This window comes from Natroniella sulfidigena, assembly GCF_023223645.1.
GTDB lineage: Bacteria > Bacillota > Halanaerobiia > Halobacteroidales > Halobacteroidaceae > Natroniella > Natroniella sulfidigena.
This window is the reverse complement of the sequence record NZ_JALKBY010000006.1, coordinates 109,610-132,399: the sequence shown is the minus strand read 5'-3', so window position 1 is coordinate 132,399 and position 22,790 is coordinate 109,610. Positions and strand designations below refer to the sequence as shown.

The following is a 22,790-nucleotide window of genomic DNA, read 5'->3' as shown; positions in this document are numbered from 1 at the left end:
TTCTCCTTAGGATTTATTGTCGTTACTTTATTATACACAGATTTTACTCCTTACGACAACTATCCTAACACATAGGGTTATCTTCAGCAGAATAAATTTCCTGAAGAACTTTTAAATCAAAGTTTGTAAGATTATCAAGTGTATGTAGAAAATTGTCTTTAAACTCCAAATCATCAAAACCATGTACTAGATTGATAGTAGCATTTTTCCATACTACTTCTATCTTGTCTTTATTTACTTCAGAAGCTACTTTATCGATGATAGCAAAAAAATAGCGTTGAATTTTTTTATTTTTTCCAATTGAGCTTAAATTTTGTTCTGAATTCAATAAGCTACGGAAATATAGTTCTACATTTGATTTTTCAAAGTTATTATGTCTTTGTAGTGTTGATGAGATGGTTGGAACACCAACATAAGTCACAGTTGCAATGCTAAGTAGGTCCATTTAAAATCCTCCTTTTATTAAGGCTAAGTAAGTACTAAATAAGTTTACTAGACATGTTAAATATTAGAATACGTAACATTTTTTAATGATAATTATTACAATAATATCACTCCCAGTTTAAATTTTAGAATAAATTATTTAATATAGATGTAAATTTTTTGCTGAACGATTAGAAAATTTAGATAATGATTGATTTGAATGTAATAAGAAGGTGAAAGTTGTTGAATAAACTAGAATTATTTCCTGCTTTAATTTTACCATAATCAGCAATTAAATGAAACAGCTAATTGGGTTTAAATTAAAAAAATAATAAAAAGAAAAACCATCCAGTTAATAATTATTAACTGGATGGTTTTCTTATTAAAGTGTAATATCGATATTTTGGCCCTTATGAGGTGTTACTGCTTTTTCTAATTCTGCTCGACTGATCGCTTCATTGCTTTCTTCAAGCCCTTCTAATAAAGTATCTACTGCTTCAGCATCTTGATTCATAGCTGTTTGTAAATTAGTTGTACTAATTGCCTGCTGGACACTACTAATCTGTTCCTCATACCTTGAACTAATATCCATAATCGCCCTCCTCGAATTGAAGATCTTATACCAATAATTAGGGAATAATACTTCTGTTTCCTGTTTGTAGTAGACTAAAAACTATATTTTTTCTTAGTTGGCAGGAAATAAGTTAATTATAAAGAATATAAATGGTAGTAGTTAGTGATTAGTGACTGGTAACTAGTAACTAGTGATTAGTGATTAGTAACTAGTTAAGATCAAAAGATTATATTCTCTATTGAGTTATTTTATTATTTCTTTTTAAGTATAAAGTAATGTTTAAATCCTAATTCTAAAAGTAAGATTCATATTATTTGAGAGGGGGATAAAAATGAAGACAGCAGTTGAAATTATGACTGAAGATGTGATTACTGTGACACCAGAGACAGGTGTTAAGGAAGTGGCTAAAATTTTAAGTGAGAATAAGATCAGTGGGGTACCTGTGGTAGACGAGCAAGAATTAGTGGGGATTGTAAGTGATAGTGACTTGATCAGGCAGGGTAAAAAACTTGAGTTACCTAATTATATTTATTTATTAGATAGTATCTTATATTTAGAGAGTTTTAAAAAATTTGAAGAAGAATTCAAGAAGATGGTAGGAGCTAAGGTGAAAGATGTAATGGAGCGTGAAGTTCATACCGTTACTTCTGATGCAACAGTTGAAGATATAGCCACTATGTTAGCTGATAATGAAATTAAGCGAGCACCTGTTGTTGATCAAGAGGGAAACTTAATTGGAATTGTTAGCAGAGGGGATATTATAGATTATTTAAGTGAGTAAAAGGAGTTGATAGAATGCCTATCGAATGGAAGAGTGAGTTAGAGATAGGAGTTGAAGAGATTGATCAGCAACATAAAAAACTATTTGAAGTAGCTAATAATTTATTACAAGCTTGTGAAGAAGAGAAAGAAAAAGGCGAGATGTCTCAGAGAGTTGAAGAGAAGTTAGAGAATTTATTCTATTTTTTAGTTGATTATACAGTTACTCATTTTGCAGATGAAGAGGAGTTGCAATTGAAGTATAATTACCCTCACTATGAAGAACATAAGCGATCTCATCAGCAGTTAATTGATCAGATCAACCAATTAAAATTGGACTTTTTTAATGCTGATCAGATAGATACAGAGTTAGTGGAACAAATTACTGAACAGATTAGGGAATGGTTGACTGGTCATATCGGAAAAATAGACAGAAATTTAGCTGAGTATATACAAAGTAATGGTTGATCACTAGCTGGCTAAGTGGATAAAAATTTAGTTAGATAATTTTCGTTATCTAACTAAATTTATTGCCCTAATTGACTCAACTTCAAGACAAGTAGTTCCATTTCTAGTTCTGGGTTGCTTTTACTGACTAAATTTATGTCTGTCTGATGTAATTCTTCTAAACCTTCTTCTAAGCTATCCATTGAGAAGTTTTTACTCTGTTTTAAGCACTTTTCAATTGGATAAGGGTGTTGATTTAATTTGCGAGCAATCTGTTTAACTGTTAAATTTTTTCTGTATAAAGATTTGGTTTGAAGCATCAATCTAATCTGTCGAGCAATCATTCCTAAAATTTGCTTAGAAGAACCTCCATCTATCATAATTTGATTTAATAGATTTAAAGCTTGAGAGTTTTTTTTCTTTCCAATTGCATCTACAAAATCAAAAATAGCATTCTCCTTAAGTAATTGATCTTTACTGATGACCTTTGCTACATCTTGTTTGTTAATCTCTTTTTTGCTTGTAGGGCCAACAAAGGTAATAATCTTCTCTAGTTCTGTATCTAGTCTCTGTAGATCATTATTAAAGGTTGATTCTAATAATTTGATTGCTTGAAAGCTTATAGTTAAACCTTCTGCTCTTACTTTGTTTTTAATCCAATCATCTAACCTTTTATACTTTAATTCCTTAAACTCTAAAGCCTCTCCTATACTAGCTACTTTTTTATATAATTTAAGCCGTTTATCAGGTTTTTTGAAGCTGACAAATAATAATCTAGTTGTCTTAGGAAAATCGTCAAGTAGTTCAATTAATGACTCGCTTCTATCCATCTTTTTGCTGAATAAATTTGTAGTATGAACGACTACAATTCTTTTATCAGACATAAAGGGCATTACTTGGGTTGAATTTATAATCTTGTAAATGAAATCTTCACTAGTTTCTGTGATTAGATCACAACCGAAATCTTTCATTTCTTGATTGACAAAAGTAGAAATAAATTGTTCACTGAATTCTTTAATTAAGTAATTGTCACCATAAACTAGATAAACTGGGGCCAATTGATTGAGATCTTTTTGTAAAATCTGTTTAGGATCCATAAGAAGCCTCCTTGCTTAATTTTACTTATTGCTAATTATATATTATATTTAATCTTATGGGGAAAGTCAATTAATTGATAAATAGCTTAAGTTTAAGGCTGAGGAAATGGTTTTTATTACGAAGGGTTTTTATAAACCCGAAGGTAAGTTTAAGTCAACCACTAGAAACATAAGGGCTTGGCTCTTACTTAGACTCAAACTTAAACTTAAACTGAATTGTAACATAACTATACTTGGTTAATCACAATACTGATGTAAGCAAGTTAACAAATCTTAAATTCATGGAGTGATTAGATGTTGAAGATAGGTCATCGCGGTGCTGCGGGGTTGGCCCCAGAAAATACAGAGGTTGCTTTTAAGAAAGCAATTAAAGCGAATTTAGATATGGTTGAAATAGATGTTCAATTATCAAAAGATAATCAATTGATCGTTTTTCATGATTATGATCTGCGCAGGATTGCTGGAATTAAGAAGAAAGTAAGTGATTTGAAGTTAAAGGAACTTAAAAAGATTGATATTGGAAGTTGGTTCAGTGAACAATTTGCTCAAGAGCGAATTTTGACTTTAGCAGAAGTAATTGAGCTGGTAAAAGGCCAACTACAGCTTAATATTGAATTAAAGATACTTAGAGAAGATTATCAGCTGGTTATTAAAAAGTTGGTCAAGTTATTAGAAGAAAAAAGTTTTAGTCAAGATGTTATTATTTCCTCCTTTAATCATCAGTTAATTAAATCTTTAAAAGAGAGCAACCCTGGATTAAAAAGCGCAATTTTAGTTGCTTCCTTACCAGTTAATCCGATTAGATTGATTGAAGATACAGGTGCTGATGGGATTCATCCACATTACTTAACTGTAACAGAAGACTTAGTAGCTGTGATCAAAGAAGCAGGTTATATGCTCAATACATGGACGGTCAATCAGCGAGCAGAAATAGTTAGATTAAAGGAGTTAGGTGTTGATGGAATTATGACAGATTATCCTGAATTGTTAATTTAAAGAGAAATAGAGATTAAATTAGAAACTAGAGCTGGTAATATTATTTTTAGATATCAAGAACAGAGGATAGTGAGCTTGTGGTCAATACGAAGTAGTAAAGGGTTTCAGTGATTATTTGGAGTTGACTTTTAATTTGATTGCGGAAGAAAGTAAGTGAAAAATTGAAAAGTGAATCCATTTAAGGAGGAATGTTAACTTGAGTGTCGAAATAGAGATTAAGTAACAATTACTAATAGGAGACAGTGAAGTATAATCTGTATTTGGTCACCTGGATTATACAGAGTTAGTGGTGAAACCGTCCTAAGTTCTTTTAATTAAGGGCTTAGGTTTTATTATCTTTAAAGAGCAATTTGAATATAAATATATTAGTGATTAGTAAAAACCAAAAGCTTGATTACAATTATGTGTCAGTTATGTGTGGGAGTGTGAGTGAGGTTAAGATCACAAGGACTCAGGTTTTGTTTTTACACACACTGACACTAAAATTAAGTTGATGTAGATGAAAGTTTTATTATTAGCTTTGGGTGGTGATAAAAAGAGATGATTAAAAAGAAGCGACTGGGTGATATTTTAGTAGAAGTAGGTTTTATTACTCAAGAAGAGTTACAACAAGCTCTACAGGAACAAAAAGGTAGTGATAAACGACTGGGCCAAGTGATGAAGGAGATGGGCTTGATCACTGACCAGGATGTGATGGAGGCTTTGGAGTTTCAGTTAGGAATTCCTCAGGTTAATCTAAGAAAGTTTGTTATTGATCCTGAAGTTGTAAAGATGATTCCTCAGGCTTTGGCTGAAAAGCATAGGTTGATTCCGATGAAGAGAAAAGGGAATACTTTGACGATAGCTATGGCTGATCCGTTGGATGTAATGGCTATTGATGATATCAGTGTCCATACAGGCTGTGAAATAACGCCAGTAATTGCTAGTCCAGAGGAGATAGAGTATGCAATTAATCAATATTATGGCAATGAAGATGTAGTTAATGAGTTTGTAGAAGATATTAGCTCACGGGTACAGCGAGAAGAAGACGGAGAGCTAGGGCTTAATAGGTTGCGACAGATGGTAGAAGAGGCTCCAGTGGTCAAACTGGTCAACAATATTATCGAAGAAGGGATTCAACTCAAAGCCAGTGATATACATATTGAACCTCAAGAGGAGATAGTTAGGGTCAGGTATAGAGTTGATGGAGTCCTTTATAATGAGATGAATGTTCCGCGTCATACCCATTCGGCTTTGATCTCAAGAATTAAGATTATGGCTGGGCTCGATATTGCTAAACGAAGGGTGCCTCAAGATGGAAGAGTAGAGTTGGATTTGGAAAATCGGGAGGTTGATTTGCGAGTTTCGATCTTACCTACGATCAAAGGTGAGAAGGTAGTAATTAGAATTTTGGATAAGAGTAGTTTGATGCTTGATTTGAAGCAGTTAGGATTTTTGCCAGGACAGGAGCGTTTATTCAAAAGGTTGATCAATCAACCCTATGGGATGATCTTAATTACCGGGCCAACAGGAAGTGGAAAGACTACTACCCTCTATTCAGCTTTGAAATCTTTAAATAGTTCAGAGCAGAATATTATTACTGTCGAGGATCCGGTGGAGTATAGGCTAGATGGGGTTAATCAGGTGCAGACAAATCCTAAGGCTGGGCTTGATTTTGCCAATGGTTTGAGATCGATCTTACGTCAGGATCCAGACATAATCATGGTCGGAGAGATCAGAGATAAGGAGACGGCTGAAATTGCTATTCATGCTGCCTTGACTGGCCATCTGGTCTTGAGTACTCTACATACCAACCAAGCTTCAGGAGCTTTAGCTAGGTTGGTCAATATGGGGGTTGAGCCCTTTTTGGTTGCCTCTTCAGTCCTGGGAGTTGTTGCCCAGCGATTATTAAGGACACTTTGTGATGACTGTAAGACAACTAAGGAGTTGCCTGAAGATTTTGATCAGAAATTGGACTCTTTTAAAGGGAAGTTAGAGCAAAATGCTGATGAAGGATCAGGGCTTGAAAGATTTGGCCCGCAAGGTTGTAGAGTATGTAACCAGACAGGTTATCGAGGTCGAACTGCTATTCATGAACTGTTGGAGGTTGATGGTGAGTTAGAAAAGTTAGTAATGCGAAATGCTTCAGCTTCTGAGATTGAAGATTTGGCTAAAGAGAAGGGTTTGATTACCCTAGAAGGATCTGGATTAATGAAGGTAGAGCAAGGAGTTACCTCATTAGAAGAGGTAATGCGAGTAACTAAGGTACAAGTAGAGGAGGGGGAATAAAAGATGCGGTTAGATCAATTGTTAGAGGAAGGGATTAAATTAGGGGCTTCGGACTTACATCTGACAGTAGGAATAGAGCCTAGATATAGAATCAATGGGGAGTTAAGAAGTAGTAAGAATTCGAAACTGACAGCCGAGGAGGCTGAGCGGATGATCAAGAAGATGATGAACCCTGAGGAAGAAAAGGAGTTTTTGGAGCAAGGAGAGGTAGACTTTGCTTATCATTTAGAGGATTATAGATTCAGGGTCAATGCCTTCCAACAGCGAGGTCACGCTGCAGCTGTCTTACGAACCATTCCTAATCGTATTTTGAGTTTTAAGGAATTAGGGCTACCTCAGCAGTTAAGGGAGTTGGCCTTTAAACCTCGAGGAATGTTTCTGGTAACTGGCCCTACTGGTAGCGGTAAATCTACCACTTTAGCTGCAATGATTGACTTGATCAATCAAGAAGCTGATAAGCATATCATTACCTTAGAAGATCCAATCGAGTATGTCCATCAACATCAGCAGAGTATAGTTAATCAGCGAGCAGTCGGTAAAGATACCCAGAACTTTGCTAATGGATTACGGGCTGCTCTACGTCAAGATCCTGATGTAATTCTGGTAGGTGAGATGCGTGATCTAGAAACGATATCTACTGCTATTACGGCTGCCGAGACAGGACATTTAGTTTTTGCCACTTTACATACTAATAGTGCTTCCGAAACCATTGAACGGGTAATCGATGTCTTTCCTCCTCACCAGCAGACTCAGATTCGAACTCAGCTCTCCTTAACCTTAGAAGGGGTCTTATCTCAGCAGTTATTACCTACTGTGGATCGTATGAATCGTGTAGCAGCTACAGAGTTATTGCTTGTCAATTCAGCTGTCAGAAATTTGATTCGGGAAGGTAAGACTCATCAGCTTGACTCGATTATGCAGACTGGAGGCGATAAGGGGATGCACAGTATGGATTATTCATTGCGTGATCTTTATTTAGAAGGTGAGATTAGTCGGGAGACGGCGTTCGATAAGGCAAATAATGTTGAGGTATTACAGAAACTAATCTAAGAAAAACAGTGTGAGTGTTAGTGTCGGTGTGAGTGAAAGATCACAAATTCAAATTCTTTTAGTTCAAAAGTTTTTAAAGTTCTTGATTTTAACTGTCAATTATCAATTGTAAATTAGTAAGAGAGGGGAGGGGGTTCCATTCCACAATTATTCAAATATAAGGCTCGAGATAGTGAGGGAGTGCTGACTGAAGGTAGAATAGAGGCTGAAAGTGAGAAAGCAGTGGTGATGCGATTACGCAACCGTGGTTATTATATTACCTCTATTGAAGAGATCAGTGTTGGTGGAGGTGGTTTGCGGGAGCGATTCCATCAACTTCAGAAGGTCAATTTAAAGGATCTTTCCCTTTTTTGTCGTCAGTTTGCGACTATGATTGATTCTGGACTTACATTAGTTAGATCGCTTAATATCCTTGCTGAGCAGGCTACTAAACATAAATTACGAGAAGCGATCAACTCTGTGCGGGAGAATGTGGAAGGGGGGATGTCCCTCTCTGAGGCTTTAGCAGAGGAGGATTATATCTTTCCTCAGCTCTTTATCAGTATGATGGAGGCCGGTGAGGTGGGAGGGGTCTTAGATGAGACCTTAAATGAGATGGCTGATCACTTTGAACGAGAGAATGAACTCAACCAAAAGATTACTTCAGCTTTAGCTTATCCGGTCGTAATTATGGTGGTAGCTATGGGAGTCGTCGCTTTTTTAGTAGGAGTTGTCCTACCTACCTTTGTCGATATGTTTGCAGGAATGGATATTGATTTACCTCTACCAACTAGGATTTTGATGATGATTACCAGTTTTGTCGCCAATTATTGGTATTTGATTCTATTAACAACAGTAGCAATGATCTTTGCTCTGTATCGCTATTATCAGAGTGAGGATGGTAGGAGAAGGATTGATGCACTCTTACTAAAGATACCTCTGGTTGGAGATCTGCTGATCAAGATTGCGGTGACTAGATTTAGCAAGACCCTCTCTATTCTGATCAGAAGTGGAGTCACAATTTTAGAGGGGTTTGAGATTGTAGCTAGGATCATGACCAATCGGGTGATAGCAGAGAGGATCATGGAGGCTCGTCAGAGTGTCAGTGAAGGACAGAGCATTGCTACTCCTTTTGTGCAGGATGGTTTATTTCCGACGATGGTACTCCAGATGATCAGAGTCGGTGAAGAGACTGGAAATCTCGATGGAATGCTAGAAAAGGTAGCTGATTTTTATGAGCGAGAAGTAGAGTATAAGGTTGATGCTATGATTTCCTTGATTGAACCGGCGATGATTCTCATTTTAGGAATCGTTGTCGGGGGAATTGTAATTTCGGTGATGCTGCCGATGTTTGAGATGATACAAGGGTTTTAAGTCAGTTTATAGTTGATAATTATTACAATTATGTGTCAGTTATGTGTGTGAGTGTGAGTGTGAGTGAGGTCAAAAACATAAGGGCTAAGGTTTTGCTTTTACTCACACACACTACTCACACTGACACTAAATATCAAGAAAGGAGGGATGCCGATGGAAAGGTGGGCTAGGGAGGATGGCTTTACTTTGATTGAGCTGTTGGTAGTTATTACAGTTTTAGGAATCCTGGCGGGGGTTGCAATTCCGAGGTTGAGTGGGATTCAGGAGCGGGCCCAGCGGTCTGTCTTAGAGGCCAATGCCAATACGATTCGTAATGTGATGGAAATGTATCGGACTTTTGAGGGTTCTTATCCTGATTTAGATGATGATATTAATAGTATAGCAGATTTAAATGAGGCTTTAGGAGATGAATTTAGTATTTCTGATTTAGATGTCGAAATAATTGATGATGATGAACCTCCATTTGGAGATGATGATTCATTTACGTTAACTATAGCAGATGATTATGGTAATCAGTTGACCATTACTGAAGAGAGTATTAGTAAAGATTGGAATGATTAAAAAAGTTGGATCCATTTTATGTTTTTTGCTTAGTAGTGTTAAGATTTTGATCTTACTTAGCCTTAAGCTCAGATTCAAACTAATTTTAGATTACTTTTAGATTGATATGTTATAATTGTTATATATAGTTGGGAATTGATAATTGATAGTTGATAGTTACAGTTCAAAATCTTAAAATATTTGTTTTTGGGTTTTATGGGTTTAACCGTCAACTGTAAACTAAAAAAGGGGGATAAAAATGATAACAAAGTTAAGAAGGAGACTTGGTGGCGAAGAAGGCTTTACTTTGGTTGAGTTGATGTTGGTGATTGTGGTCTTAGGAGTTTTGGCTGGGGTGGCTGTACCACGGTTAACTGGGGTTGGTGATCAGGCTGAAAGGTCAGCTTTAGAGGCTAATGCTAGAACTGTACAAAATTCAATAGACATGTATCACACTATGACAGGAAATTGGCCTGGAGAAGAAGAGAATAAACCAACTTTTGGTGATTTGGATGATGATATGGGTATTGAAATGCCTAGTGGTTTAAACTTTGTATATGGTAATGCAGATGATGAAGATTATGTATTTACGATTGAAGAAGGTGGAGAGTATATAGCCATAACAGGAGAACATGGTATAGTGAAAGAGTGGGATGACGATAGTGAATGGGAATCTTCTTGGGAACCTACTGATACTGACTAATATTTAGTATTCATTATTTTAAAAATAAGTAAGGTTTATTAATAAGGAGCGAGATAAATGCTAAATATACTAATTTTCATCTTCGGACTGCTGATCGGTAGCTTTCTCAATGTTGTCATCTACCGTCTACCTGCTGGTAAATCAATAGTCTTTCCTCGCTCCCAGTGTAGTCAGTGCCAGACCAAGCTTGGTGCTCGAGATCTAATACCTGTTGTCAGTTACTTGCTGTTGGGGGGACGGTGTCGTTATTGCAAGAGCAGATTTTCTTTACAGTATCCAGTGGTGGAGTTGTTGACCGGACTCCTCTTTCTGCTCCTCTATCAGCAGTATTCTTTAAGCTCTCAGTTTCTGGTCTATAGCTTCTTGCTAATACTCTTAATACCAGCCAGTGTGATTGACTTTAAGCAACAGATTATCCCCAATCAGATCAATTATTTTGGGATTGGGGTCGGACTTATATTCAATTTATTATTTGATCACATCTCTTTAGCTTCCTCTCTGCTTGGGATAGTAATAGCAGGGGGAGCTTTATTCTTACTGGCTGTAGTGAGTGGCGATATGGGCATGGGTGATGTCAAATTTTTAGCAATGATTGGGAGCTTTTTGGGAGCAAGATTGGCTCTGTTTAGCTTGTTTTTTGGTTCATTGATTGGTGCAGTGGTACTTGTTCCCTTGCTGATAGCAGGTGTTAAGGATAGAAAGGATCGGATTGCCTTTGGGCCACTGATTGCTTTAGGAGCGGTGCTGATGATCTTAGGGGGAGAGCAGATTATTGCGTGGTATTTGAATTTATTTAGGTTTAATTAGTGAAATTTAGGATTATGTTATGAAATAGTTTTAGTTGAGAGTTGAAAATTGATAATTGATAGTTAATTAGTTCTTAAAGAATTAACAATATCAAGCCATTTATTATTAAGGTAGTTAACATTTGTAACTTGGATTTGGTAATGAAGCAAGGTTTTAAGTGATTTTAACTGTCAACTGTAAACCGTAAACTATCTAGAGGGGGGAGTAATGCCGATGATCTATCAAGAGATTTTTTCTAAAGAAGAAGGATTCAGTCTGCTTGAAATGGTCATCGGGATTGCTATCCTCTCTATTGTTTTGATACCGACTTTGAGTTTTTTTAGTAGTAGTCTCAGTTTTATAGGTAGGACTGATCAACGGACTCAGGCTTTGAATGTGGGCCAACAGATGATGGAAGAGTTGAAGGCTCAAGATTTTGAGGGGTTAGAAGATAAAGAGAAAACTAAAGAAGTAGGTAATTTTAGTTTTGATTTAGATATTGAGGTTGAAGAGGAACCAGATGCTTTGGAAGATATTAAGAAAGTGACGGTTACTGTTTCCTGGGAGGATGATGATAGCCAAAAGATTGAATTAGTAACTTTGATTACAAAAAGATAAGTCAAAGCAGTGAGCAGTGAATAGTGAGCAGTTAACAGTGGATAGAAAAAATCTAATTATTTCATATTTTTGACTATTGATTCTTTCAGCTTTTTGATTTTAATATTTTGAATTTAATTGTGAATTGAAACGGGAGTGAAGAAAGATTTAGATATCCGTCAAGTGTTATCATAACAGTATTGAATTTAGCAAATGGTTTTTATTACGGAAAGTCTAATAAGACTTGTAGGGAGAGTATTATAATTAGAGCTGGGGGTGGGTTTATGCAGAATTTCCATAAAGAAGAGGCTGTAACTTTAATAGAACTGTTAATTGTAATAGCTATTATCGGAGTTGTCTTTACAGCTATTTATAATACTCACCTGACAGGCTGGCGAGTCTGGAGTTTTAGCCAAGATCGTGTGGAGCTTCAACAGGCTGCTCGTCTGATAATGATGCAAATCGGTAGGGATGCTCGCAGGGCTAAGCCAGCAGAGAATGGCATAGGAGGCGGCTTTCAACTAAATCTGGTCTATGAAGGTCAAGAAATACAATATAAAGTAATCAAAGATGATGATTCAAGTTTGGGAAAGCTAACAAGGACGATAAATGATGAAACTAGTCGCTCATTAACTGCGGAAATTATAGATATGGATGCTTATAATGATAGTCAATTTTTTGATATTGACAAAATTGATGAAGGATTGGTCGTTATTAATCTTAAGTTGAAGCAAGGGAATCAAAAATATGAACTTCAAAATACAGTCTATCTCAGAAATTAAGCTTGAAGGAGGTGGATGAAGATGTTTATTCATCGGGAAGAAGGTTCAGTGCTTTTATTGGCTTTGTTGGTGATGGTTGTCTTGACTGTTTTGGTTACAGGAATGTCTGTATTAGTTAAAAGTGAGATTAGATTAACTAGTAGCAGTGAAGATTATGTTAAGGCCTTTTATATTGCTGAAGCAGGAGTAGAAAGAGCATTTAGGGATATTATTGCGGCTGATGGTGGATATTTAAGTGAAAATGTTGACGGTGGAGACGATTTAGGAGCGGGGAATTATAAATATAATATAGAAGTTAAGAGTTTAAGTTTTCCGTATGAATATAAAATTAGTTCTGATGGTGAATTAGAAAATGGTGTTACACGAAGAGTAGAGTTAGATGTCGAATTTGGAAAAGAATTTACCGAAGATGAGTGGGATGATTTTTTTGAAAATGAGTTAGAGGATATTTCTGTTGCCTCTGGAGATGGTATAATACCTGGAGTTGAAGATATTGTGTTTAATGGAGAATTTAAAGGAGGAGATAATCTAGCAGGTTTAGATAATATGATCAGTTTTAATTTTGATGTTTATAAAACTAAAGCAGAAAATGAAGGAACTATTAATGATGATTTATCAAATTATATAAATGAAGGTTCAGGTAATTCAGGAGACAGTATAGAATTTAGTGAGGAATTTGTTTATGTTGAGCCAGATGAAAATGGATTAGAATTGAACTCCACTGAAAAAATAATTGGTTTAAAAGATGAAGCTACAATAGTTGTAGTTAATGGAGATTTAACTATTCATAATACTGGAAGTGATTTTGAATTAGAAAATATTTTTTTTATAGTTAATGGTGAATTTAAAATGAAGGGTAATGCTCCTAATTCAGATGAAAATGGAGCTTATATTTATGCTGAGGATGGTTTTAATTTTGAAGAAGTTAATAGTAGTCCTCATTATAAATATAATGGTATGCTAATGAGTTCTGAAGAGATTGATTTATCTGGCTTAGGTCAAGGCAATAGTGATAGTGCCCAAAATAACACTCCAGAAATAACTTATGATAGTAGCTTGCCGATTAATTATGATCTATTAGAAGGTGGTTCTAGCGAAACCTTACAAATAATTCGGTGGGATGAAAGTTAAAATTGAGAATGAAGGAGGGGTGATAAAATGCAAATAGTGGATAAATTAGGAGACCTATTGCAAAATAATATAGCAAATCTCTTCCAAAACAATATCTCAGGCTTGCTCAATAAAAAGACGATCGGTCTTGATATCGGTTCTAATCTGATCAAAATCGTCAGTGCTGAGCTAGATGGAGCAGAGATTGTACTTAACAACTTGGCTATAGCAACGACCCCTCCGGATGCACTTGAAGAAGGAAAGATAGCTGACCTTGATGCTTTGGGTGCTAAGATAGAGGAGCTACTAGCTAATAATGGCTTCGAAGCGACCCATGTAGTGACTGCTATCAGTGGGGAGGAGCTGATTATTAGAATGGTTGAGATCCCTGCTATCCCTAAAGAGGAGCTGCCAGAGGCTGTCAAATGGGAGGCTCAAGAGCAGCTTCCAATGTCTTTAGAGAATGTAATCTTAGATTATGAGATTATAAATAAGAAGGAGAATGGGAGTTACGAATTGATGTTGGTAGCTGTAGATCGGGATATTATAGATAGTTACTTAGAACTTTTTGAGCGATTAGATCTTAAAGCACTTGCTATAGAGATAGAACCGTTGGCCCTAATTAGAGCACTTGAACATCTTTATCCGGGCCAAACCTTAGCTATTATAGATATGGGTGCTTCGACTACCGATGTTTCTATCTGTAGCCAGGGCCAACTCTTATTTACTAGAACGATCAGTGTAGGTGGGAGTAATATTACCGAAGAGGTAGCTGATAATCACGATCTTGAATTGGAGGAAGCGGAAGAATATAAGTGTAATCATAACCTCTTTGAAGAAGAGTTGGGCTTAATTATCAGAAATCTAACTACTACTATTTATCGCTCTCTAGATTACTTTCAGGTTAAATTTAAGAGCTATAATATCGAGCAGATAGTTCTAACTGGTGGCGGAAGTAGGTTGATAGGTTTTGCTGAGCATTTAAGCGAAGAGTTTGGAATAGAGGTCAACAAATTAGAGTTATTGGACTCTTTAAGAGTTGAAATAGAGAATAGTAAAGAGCTAGCTGCAAATCAGTTATTAGGAGTCAGTGTTGGGCTGGCTTTAAGGGGGGTAAGAGGAGATGATTAATCTATTACCACCTGAGTATTTAGAGGAGCAGAAGGTTGATTGGTTGAAGATTTTAATTAGCAGTTTAGTAGTCATTATTATCTTAGTAGTTCTTGTCACCTCTGTGCGATTAGTCTTATATAATAGAGAACAGCGGATGAAGTTGGAAATTACAGAAGATAAGTTAAGCCAGGTTCAAGCTGAATTAGAAAATTTACCAGCTTTGGAGTCTGATAAGGAGGAGTTAACAAGTAGAATCGAAAATAGAGCTGAGATAATAGGTCAGCAGGTGGACTGGTTAGGGATGATGGAAAAGGTGGAATTATTGATGCCTAATGAAGCTTGGATTGAGGAGTTTAATATCTACTCTGCTCAAGAGTTCAACCTTGATGGTTATGTCTTAAGACCTCAAGTTAGAAGTCTGGTTGAAAAATTAGAGACTTCACCTTATTTTAGTGATTTAGAGGTTGAGTATGCTGAACAGAGGGAGATTAGTTACTTAGGTTATGCAGAAGAGAAAGCTATCTTTTTTCAATTGAGTGGCACTATAGCCAGAAATCAGGGTGAGCAATGATGGAATTTAGAGAATTGACTGCTAGAGAAAAGAAGTTATTGATTATTCTTGTGATTGTATCTATTATAGCAGGAGCCTATCACTTCTTTTATGCCCCCCAATGGGAAGAGCGGGCTCGACTGGAGGATGAACTTGAAGAGCGGTTACAGGAGTTAGAATTGAGCAGTTTTGAACTGCGTAGAGTCAGGCTTTTAAAAGAGGAGATAAAAGAGTTAGAAGGATTGAAAGATGGAGGAGTTGAGTTTTTAGAAGTTGGGCAAAGGAATAGGTTGGTTGTAGATCTTGATGAAGCAGCCTTAGCAGCAGGGATGGAATTGTTGAGTATCAATCCAGCTAGCACTCGTGAAGAGGATGCTTATCTTCAGTATCCAGTCAACTTAGCCTTGGTTGGTGATTATAGTAGCTTGTTAGATTTTATTAAAGAGTTATCTGAATTTGATTACTTGGTACGGGCCAACAATCTAGAAATTTCATCACCAGCGACTTTGAGTGGAGAGCTCAACTTTGAAGTAGAGGTATTAGGTTATGCTTTCCAAGGAGAGGGGGATTGAGTTGATTACTAAATTTAAAGATGACTTTAGCTTAGCTAAGCTAAAGTTAGTTCTGATTTTTTTGCTCGTTCTTTTCTTCTTTGCTAGCGGTCTTATCTTAGCTTATCGTTTTTTGAGTGGTGATTTTTTCAATCAAGGTTTAGTTGAGTTTGAAGATGAGTTGGTGACTATGATTGATGAGCAACGTAGGGCTGAGGTTGAGGCTGAATTACCTGTTGAATTAAAAAAATTAAGTGCTAAAAGGGGTAATCTAGGAGCTTTAGACTATGATCTAAAGAATAGAAATCCTTTTAGTGCTCAATTGACAGAGTTAGTAGATTCTACTGATCAATCTGAGATAGAAGAAATTAAGGGAGTAGAAGAGAGTGAAGAATCAAGTGAAGATCTAGATACTTCAGTATCTGGTGAGGAAGAGGAAGATGAGATAGAACTTAAAAGAAGGGTTGAAGTGCTAGGGATTTTAGGAACTGGAGCTAATAGGAGAGGTATTTTAGAGATTGATGGTAGTAGCTATATAGTTGAACAGGGTTTTGAAATTGAGGGGTTAAAGATAGAAGTAATAACGGCTAATGAGGTTGTTATTGAGCAAGAAGATCAACAAGTTACTTATAAGCTAGGGGGTGAAGAGGATTAAATTAAAGCAAAGGGTCTTAATCATTATTGCACTAGTGGGATTTAGTACTTTGTTTTTAGCAACGGATGTAGTAGAGTCACTTGCTGAAGATGAATCTGTACTGGAGTCTAGAATCAAAGATACGAAAATAGATTTAAATTTAAGAGGGGTCGAGCTAAAGGATGCTTTCAGTGCTCTAGCTGAGATAGCTGAGGTAAATATAGTGACCGATGGTTCTGTAGAAGGTCAGGTTACGCTTCGGTTAGACGAGCTTGAATTCTTTGAAGCTTTAGATCTTTTGACTAAAACTAGTGGTTTAGATTATAAGTTGCTTAATAATTCGATAGTAATCTCAACACCTGATCGGTTAAAGGAATTTTATAGTGAGCAGGAGACTCGGGTTTTTGGGCTCAATAATTCAGAGCCTGAAGAGGTAAAGGAGACTCTGGATTTGATTACAGATAGTAGTAATATTAGAGTTGATGAACGGACAAAAAGTTTGATTATTACTGCTTATCAAGAGGAACTTAAGATAATAGAAAGGCTTATTAGTGAGCTTGATGGGGCTAAAAGACAGATTGCTTTAGAGGTTAGGATTGAGGAGTTTTCTCATGATAAAATGGAAGAGGTAGGTTTAAGTGGTGATGATTTGAGTTTAGATAATTTGAGTACTTTAGATTATCGAGGTTATAGAGATATTTTAAAATTTATAGAGAGTGAAGGTGAAAGTAGTATTTTGGCCCGTCCTCAAATTTCTACTATCGATGGTGAAAAAGCTACCATTATGATTGGGGATGAAGAACCTATTTTTACTTATAGTATGGATGAAGATGGAAGCGAGGAAGTATCGGTTGATTATAGAGAGGTAGGAATTGATTTAGAGATTACTCCACGGATTACAGAAAGTGAGCAGATATTTGTGGAGGTAGTACCAGAGATAACAGCTATTATAGAATATCGAGAGGATCGGATGACGGGAAATCAATATCCAGTCTTCAGTAATCGTAGGGTGGAGACAAATATTCGAGTAGCTGATGAAGAAACGATTGTGATCGGTGGTCTGATCAAAGATGAAGAATTTGAAAGAAAGCGGAAGTTACCGCTACTAGGTGACCTTCCACTACTAGGAAGGATCTTTAGTTGGACTACAACTGAGACTGATAAGACAGAGTTGGTGATCTTTATGACCCCTACTATTATAGATGAGGAGATTGAGGATCAAGAAGAATTATTAGAAAGGAAAGAGGAGTTAGAAGAGGAGAAAAAGGAAGAGGAGTTGGTTCAGATAAAAACCGACGAGGATTCTAGTCAAGAGCAAAAAGATAAAAAGGATCTTAAGCAGCAGATAACTACCTCGTTGTATGCAGTTCAAGTTGGTGCTTTTGAAGAGGAAGAAAATACCTACAAGATGATTGATAAGTTAGAAGAGATGGATTATTCAACTTATATTATTCCTTATAAGGGGCTTGATTTAGTTCATGTAGGTTTCTCTACGGAGTGGAGCCAGGCACAGAGTTTGGCTAGACGTTTAGAAAAAGGTGATTTTCCTTCTGTTTTAGAGCTGTTTCCAGAAGAAGAGTATCTAGAACTGAAAGAAGCTAATAACTAAAAGCTAAAAAAGAGGTTCAGATCATTTCTAAATGGTCTGGGCCTTTTTTTATCATTAAGGAAAGTATGTTTTTTAGAGGTTATGAATAACTTTTACTAGCTTGTATTTGTTGATTTTACTTAAACTTAATCTTAGGTTTAAACTGAGTTGCCGGAGGCAACTTTTTTATTCACTCCAATAATTAATTCAATATGGAAAATAAACATATTCTTTCCAATAAAATCATAATTTAAAACTAAAAGGAGTAGCGGATGAAAGGAGGAATGATGATTAAAGTTAATAAAAGGTTGCTCTGGATAGTAATATTGTTGATTTGTCTGGGAAGTATAAATTTTTCTTCTGTGGTTAAAGCAGCTGAAATTAACCTAGAGGAGATAGATGGAATTGACTTGAATTTTAAGGAAGCAGAATTACAGGATGTGTTTAGAACCTTAACCGAGTTAGCTGGGGTTAATTTAATAGTTGATAGCTCAGTTCAAGGAAAAGCAACTTTAACTTTACGAGATCTGTCTTTACTAGAAATTATAGAGTTAATAACTACTACTCATAATTTGGAGTATAAGATTGTTGATGGGACAGTACTTATCTTTCCAGGTGGACAGCTTGAGCAACAAGTTACTGAAATATTCAAATTAAAGAATTCAGAACCTGAGGAATTAAAAGAGAGTTTAAGTTCTGTAATTAATGATAGTAAGATTGTAATTGATCAACGAACCAATAGTCTAATCGTTACTACTTATGAAAGTCAATTAGAAAAAGTAGAGCGGTTGATCAAAAATTTTGATTTAGCTAAAGAACAAGTAGCTTTAGAGGTTAAATTAGTAGAAATTTCTTATAAGAAGAAGGATAGTTTAGGAATTGATTGGCAGTCCAGTGAGATTGATTTTAATAGCTCTAATGATAAAGGAAGTGGATTTAAAATTGGAAATAGCCTTTTTAATTATAATGCGATTTTGAATTTATTAGAATCCCAAGAAGAAGCATCTATTTTAGCAAGTCCTCAGCTTGCTACTCTTGATGGGGAAGAAGCAACAATTAAGATTGGTGACCGAGAGCCAATTACAAGGGAAGTAGGAGAGGGGGAGGTTGATGTAGAGTTTATAGATGTAGGAATCAGTCTTCAAATGACTCCTCGCATAACTGATCAAAAGCAAGTCTTGATTGAGTTGAATCCTGAAGTAAGTGCAGTAACAGGAACGGGCCAAAATAATGATTATCCAGTAATCAGTACTAGAGAAGTTGAAACTCAGATTCGGGTTGCAAGTAATGAGACGATTGCAATCGGTGGTTTGATCAAGGATGAAGAGATTAAAAATATATCTAAGGTTCCAGTCTTGGGGGATATTCCTGTAGTGGGTCAGTTGTTTAGTCGAGAGCAGATGGATCTACAGAAGACGGAGTTAGTAATCTTTATTACCCCTCAAATTATGACTGATGAGCAAGAACAAATTAGCTCGGAGGTTGTAGAGGAGTTTATAACTAAAAAATCTGCAGAGGATAAAGATTAAAAAAGGTATTTTATGCTAAAATGATTAAATATTAAATAGAGATATCTTAAGTTTAAGGCTAAGACTAAGTCAACCATTAAAAGCATAAAGGTTGAGGCTATACTCATCAACTTAAGTAATTCTAACAGAATGATTTATTATTCAATCTTAGACTTAAACTGAGTTGCCGGAGGCAACTTTTTTATTAAATTTAATTGTGCATCGTAAATTGTTAATTGAAACGGAGGGGATTTAATGAGTCAGTTTGAAAAGGTTTCATTATTTGATATGATTTTATGTTTATCTGATGCAATAGATTTGGTCAGTCCTGTCGTAAATGGTCATCATAAACGGGTAGCGTATATTGCCTCTAGTTTGGCATTGGAGCTAGGAATGTCCCAAGAAAAAGAAAAAGATTTAATTTTAGCTGGTAGTTTACATGATGTAGGAGCTTTTTCTTTGGAAGAACGGTTGACTGCTCTAAATTTTGAAGTAGGAGCTGCTGCATTTAAGCATGCAGAACGAGGATTTATGATCTTAAGAAAGTTTGCTCCTTTTACGGAAGTAGCTGACTTTGTTCGTTATCATCACCTGAACTGGGAAGAGGGTGCAGGTCAAATTTACAATGGAAATTCTGTGCCTAAGGAGAGTCATTTGATTCATTTAGCAGACCGGATTGATGTTTTAATTAATAATGAAGAAGAGATATTGGGCCAACGGGATAGAATTAAAGCCACGATTAATCAAGAAGCAGGTGCCAAGTTTATTCCTGAATTTGTAGAGGCTTTTAATAATCTAGCTAGCAAGGAAAGTTTTTGGTTTGATCTTGATTCATCAATTTTGAGTCGGATTTTGACTAATAGATTGCAGGGGGTTAAATTAAAGTTAGGGCTGTCTAATTTATATGCTTTAGCTGAAATGTTCAGTGAAATTATAGATTTTAGAAGCCAGTTTACTGCTACTCATTCTAGAGGAGTAGCTGCTAGTGGAAGGATGCTAGCGGAATTGATGGGGTTGAATAAAAAGAAATGTCAAAAATTAGAGATTGCTGGTTATTTACATGATCTAGGTAAATTAGCTACGCCGGTCAAAATTTTAAATAAGCCAGGGAAATTATCAGCAGAGGAGTATAATAAAATTAAGGTGCATCCATTTTATACCTATCGAATTTTGGAGCGGATTGAAGAGCTAAAGGAGATAGCTAGCTGGGCTGCTTACCATCATGAAAAATTGGATGGTAGTGGTTATCCTTTTCGGCTGTCAGCTAAAGAAATTCCTTTAGAAGCTAGAATAATAGCTGTAGCAGATGTATTTACAGCTATTACAGAAGATAGACCTTATCGGCAAGGGATGGAGCAAGAAGAGGCTTTAGCTGTATTAAATGATCTGGTAGATGAATCAATCTTAGATAAGACAATAGTAGCAACTTTAACTGATAATTACGAAGAAATTAATATAACCCGCAAGAAAATTCAATTGCGGGAAGAAGAAGAATATCAAGCAGTTAATGAAGAACTTAGTTAGTTTTAATATTTAGTTGATTGAAATTCTGTTCTTTTTGTAATAACTTTTCAAATTCAGCAGCAGGGATAGGTTTACTGAAAAGATATCCTTGTGCTTCATCACAATTATATTCTTTAGCTAAATTAAATTGCTTGATTGTCTCAATTCCTTCGGCTACTGTTTTAATCTGCAACTTATTAGCCATAGCTATTATTGCAGAAACTATAGCACTCTTCTCATCTTCGATAGAGATACCCTTGATAAAAGAACGATCTATTTTGAGGATATCAATTGGGAATTTATTCAAATAACTTAAAGAAGAATACCCTGTACCAAAATCATCAAGTAAGACTGAAATTCCCATTTCTTTAAATCTTTCTAAAATAGAGCTGGTTAAGGGAATATTCTGCATAGCGATACTTTCTGTAATTTCAATTCCTAGAAGATCAGGTCTTAGATTAGTATTAGCTAAGATCTTGCTTATGTTTTCTTCTAAGCCAGGTTTATGTAGTTGCTGGGCTGAGAGGTTGACTGAAACTTTAATTGGATTATATCCAGCTTCAGCCCAGTGCTTAATCTGCTGACAAGCACTTTTTAAAACATAGTTGCCTAAAGGGACAATCAGTCCTGTTTCTTCGGCTAAAGGGATAAACTTACCTGGTGAAATTAGACCACGTTGTGGATGATTCCAGCGGACTAATGCTTCGGCTTTGGTAATCTTTCCAGTTTTAAAATCTACAATCGGTTGATAATAGACTTCTAATTGATGATTGTCGATTGCTTTTCTTAAGTCCCGTTCAATAAATAATTTTTCATTGACCTTATGATTCATATCAATATCATATAATTCAAAGTTATTACCTCTAATTTCTTTGGCCCGATAAACGGCTATATCAGCATGTTTTAATAATTCTTCTGCACTTTTACCATCAGAAGGATAAAAGGCAATACCTATACTAACAGTTAAATTAAATTCTTTATCATTAATTTCAAAAGGTCTTTCAAATAATTCTAAGATTTGATTGACAATTATTTCAATTTCCTTTTTGGGCTTTCTAATTTGGGTTAATAGACCCATGAATTCATCGCCACTCATTCTGGCAATTTGATCTCTAGGTTTTAAAATATCTTTCAATTGTTTACCAATTTTTTTTAGAAGTTGATCGCCTGTCTGATGTCCATGAATACTATTAATCAGTTTAAAGCGATCAATATCTAATAACATTACTGCAAATTTATAATTATTATCGGTTGCATATTCAACCTCTTTTTTAAACTGATCATTAAAATACTTACGATTAGGTAGTCCTGTTAAATGATCATGATAATTTTGATATTTCAAATTTTCCTTAACTTTATGCAATTCAGTTATATTTTTGCCGATAGCTAAGAAGGAGTCACCTTCTTGATTAAGAGATTCAATTTCAGAAAAGGTCCAAGAAATTAAACATTTATCATTATTACACTCTGTACCTTCTTTACAGTTGATTTGAGTTGTAATTGATGGTTGTTGAGATTTATTATCAGCTAACAACTGGGGTAAATTATTTTGTAATTCTTTTTTAGTATTATTATCTTGTAATAGATTTAAGAAGTTTTCCCCAATAACCTCTGCTTCTTTATAACCTGTTAATTCCGTTGAATAACTATTGAAGGAAGTAATCTTATAATCTTGATTAAAGACAATGATTAATGAGTTAGTAGCATTGATAATTTTATTATTGAATTTTTCTTTTGCGATTAATTTCTGTTTCTTTTTCTTACATTTTAGCTGTAGGATAATTAGAGTTATAGTAATTATTGTTAAGGTGCCGATTATCAATTGAATTTCCTCCTCAGTAAAAATAATGAATGTTTT

At 35.5% G+C, this 22,790-nt stretch carries 23 protein-coding genes and 1 riboswitch; of the genes, 19 read left to right on the top strand and 4 right to left on the bottom strand.

The window, feature by feature from the left end; all coding sequences use genetic code 11:
• Positions 1-64 precede the first annotated feature (64 nt).
• The gene (locus MWH28_RS05685) at positions 65-445 is read right to left on the bottom strand and encodes a hypothetical protein (protein WP_248618341.1); all 381 of its coding nucleotides are present in this window, start codon (positions 443-445) and stop codon (positions 65-67) included.
• A 360-nt stretch (positions 446-805) separates the two neighbouring features.
• Positions 806-1,015, bottom strand: a complete 210-nt coding sequence (locus MWH28_RS05680; RefSeq protein ID WP_248618340.1) for a putative motility protein — start codon at positions 1,013-1,015, stop codon at positions 806-808.
• 313 nt (positions 1,016-1,328) lie between these two features.
• Here MWH28_RS05680 and MWH28_RS05675 point away from each other — a divergent pair, with 313 nt between their 5' ends.
• A complete protein-coding gene (locus MWH28_RS05675) occupies positions 1,329-1,778 on the top strand; it encodes a CBS domain-containing protein (RefSeq protein ID WP_248618339.1) in 450 nt (149 codons plus the stop codon).
• A gap of 14 nt (positions 1,779-1,792) precedes the next feature.
• A complete protein-coding gene (locus tag MWH28_RS05670; RefSeq protein ID WP_248618338.1) occupies positions 1,793-2,224 on the top strand; it encodes a bacteriohemerythrin in 432 nt (143 codons plus the stop codon).
• Between the two features lie 59 nt (positions 2,225-2,283).
• On the opposite strand, the gene holA is transcribed toward MWH28_RS05670, so the two are convergent.
• Positions 2,284-3,300, bottom strand: coding sequence for a DNA polymerase III subunit delta (gene holA / locus MWH28_RS05665; protein ID WP_248618337.1), 1,017 nt, complete (start codon positions 3,298-3,300; stop codon positions 2,284-2,286).
• A gap of 294 nt (positions 3,301-3,594) precedes the next feature.
• Between holA and MWH28_RS05660 the strand changes: the two genes are divergently transcribed.
• The 17 genes from MWH28_RS05660 to MWH28_RS05580 all read left to right on the top strand — a co-directional run bounded on the left by MWH28_RS05660 (position 3,595) and on the right by MWH28_RS05580 (position 20,953).
• Positions 3,595-4,296, top strand: a complete 702-nt coding sequence (locus tag MWH28_RS05660) for a glycerophosphodiester phosphodiesterase (protein WP_248618336.1) — start codon at positions 3,595-3,597, stop codon at positions 4,294-4,296.
• A 226-nt stretch (positions 4,297-4,522) separates the two neighbouring features.
• A riboswitch (cyclic di-GMP riboswitch) is annotated at positions 4,523-4,604 on the top strand.
• Between the two features lie 232 nt (positions 4,605-4,836).
• Positions 4,837-6,564: a type IV-A pilus assembly ATPase PilB gene (gene pilB / locus MWH28_RS05655; RefSeq protein ID WP_248618335.1), complete on the top strand. Its 1,728-nt coding sequence runs from the start codon at positions 4,837-4,839 to the stop codon at positions 6,562-6,564.
• A 3-nt stretch (positions 6,565-6,567) separates the two neighbouring features.
• Complete coding sequence (locus MWH28_RS05650; RefSeq protein WP_248618334.1) at positions 6,568-7,614, top strand: type IV pilus twitching motility protein PilT; 1,047 nt, start codon at positions 6,568-6,570, stop codon at positions 7,612-7,614.
• 180 nt (positions 7,615-7,794) lie between these two features.
• Positions 7,795-8,967: a type II secretion system F family protein gene (locus MWH28_RS05645; RefSeq protein ID WP_248618333.1), complete on the top strand. Its 1,173-nt coding sequence runs from the start codon at positions 7,795-7,797 to the stop codon at positions 8,965-8,967.
• 153 nt (positions 8,968-9,120) lie between these two features.
• Positions 9,121-9,528 (top strand): type II secretion system protein, encoded by a 408-nt coding sequence (locus MWH28_RS05640; RefSeq protein WP_248618332.1) that lies wholly within the window; start codon positions 9,121-9,123, stop codon positions 9,526-9,528.
• A 238-nt stretch (positions 9,529-9,766) separates the two neighbouring features.
• Complete coding sequence (locus MWH28_RS05635; protein ID WP_248618331.1) at positions 9,767-10,210, top strand: type II secretion system protein; 444 nt, start codon at positions 9,767-9,769, stop codon at positions 10,208-10,210.
• 57 nt (positions 10,211-10,267) lie between these two features.
• Positions 10,268-11,017, top strand: coding sequence for a prepilin peptidase (locus tag MWH28_RS05630; RefSeq protein WP_248618330.1), 750 nt, complete (start codon positions 10,268-10,270; stop codon positions 11,015-11,017).
• Positions 11,018-11,224: 207 nt separating this feature from the next.
• A complete protein-coding gene (locus tag MWH28_RS05625) occupies positions 11,225-11,614 on the top strand; it encodes a type IV pilus modification PilV family protein (RefSeq protein ID WP_248618329.1) in 390 nt (129 codons plus the stop codon).
• Positions 11,615-11,877: 263 nt separating this feature from the next.
• Positions 11,878-12,375 carry a PilW family protein gene (locus tag MWH28_RS05620; protein ID WP_248618328.1) on the top strand — a complete coding sequence of 166 codons (498 nt, stop codon included), beginning with the start codon at positions 11,878-11,880 and terminating at the stop codon, positions 12,373-12,375.
• Positions 12,376-12,396: 21 nt separating this feature from the next.
• On the top strand, positions 12,397-13,506 hold the full coding sequence (locus MWH28_RS05615; RefSeq protein WP_248618327.1) for a PilX N-terminal domain-containing pilus assembly protein: 1,110 nt from the start codon (positions 12,397-12,399) through the stop codon (positions 13,504-13,506).
• Positions 13,507-13,533: 27 nt separating this feature from the next.
• Positions 13,534-14,616 carry a type IV pilus assembly protein PilM gene (gene pilM, locus MWH28_RS05610; RefSeq protein ID WP_248618326.1) on the top strand — a complete coding sequence of 361 codons (1,083 nt, stop codon included), beginning with the start codon at positions 13,534-13,536 and terminating at the stop codon, positions 14,614-14,616.
• Entirely contained in the window at positions 14,609-15,169 is a 561-nt protein-coding gene (locus MWH28_RS05605; protein ID WP_248618325.1) for a PilN domain-containing protein, read from the top strand. Before pilM ends, MWH28_RS05605 begins: the two co-directional genes overlap by 8 nt.
• Positions 15,169-15,720, top strand: coding sequence for a type IV pilus inner membrane component PilO (locus MWH28_RS05600; RefSeq protein WP_248618324.1), 552 nt, complete (start codon positions 15,169-15,171; stop codon positions 15,718-15,720). The genes MWH28_RS05605 and MWH28_RS05600 overlap by 1 nt, the downstream gene beginning before the upstream one ends.
• A 1-nt stretch (position 15,721) precedes the next feature.
• A complete protein-coding gene (locus MWH28_RS05595; protein ID WP_248618323.1) occupies positions 15,722-16,354 on the top strand; it encodes a hypothetical protein in 633 nt (210 codons plus the stop codon).
• Positions 16,355-16,403: 49 nt separating this feature from the next.
• Complete coding sequence (locus tag MWH28_RS05590) at positions 16,404-17,942, top strand: secretin N-terminal domain-containing protein (RefSeq protein ID WP_248618322.1); 1,539 nt, start codon at positions 16,404-16,406, stop codon at positions 17,940-17,942.
• 263 nt (positions 17,943-18,205) lie between these two features.
• Complete coding sequence (locus MWH28_RS05585; protein ID WP_248618321.1) at positions 18,206-19,450, top strand: secretin N-terminal domain-containing protein; 1,245 nt, start codon at positions 18,206-18,208, stop codon at positions 19,448-19,450.
• Between the two features lie 234 nt (positions 19,451-19,684).
• Positions 19,685-20,953 carry an HD-GYP domain-containing protein gene (locus MWH28_RS05580; protein WP_248618320.1) on the top strand — a complete coding sequence of 423 codons (1,269 nt, stop codon included), beginning with the start codon at positions 19,685-19,687 and terminating at the stop codon, positions 20,951-20,953.
• On the opposite strand, the gene MWH28_RS05575 is transcribed toward MWH28_RS05580, so the two are convergent.
• A complete protein-coding gene (locus MWH28_RS05575; protein ID WP_248618319.1) occupies positions 20,946-22,754 on the bottom strand; it encodes a putative bifunctional diguanylate cyclase/phosphodiesterase in 1,809 nt (602 codons plus the stop codon). The two genes, MWH28_RS05580 and MWH28_RS05575, sit on opposite strands and share 8 nt — an antisense overlap.
• Between the last annotated feature and the right edge of the window lie 36 nt (positions 22,755-22,790).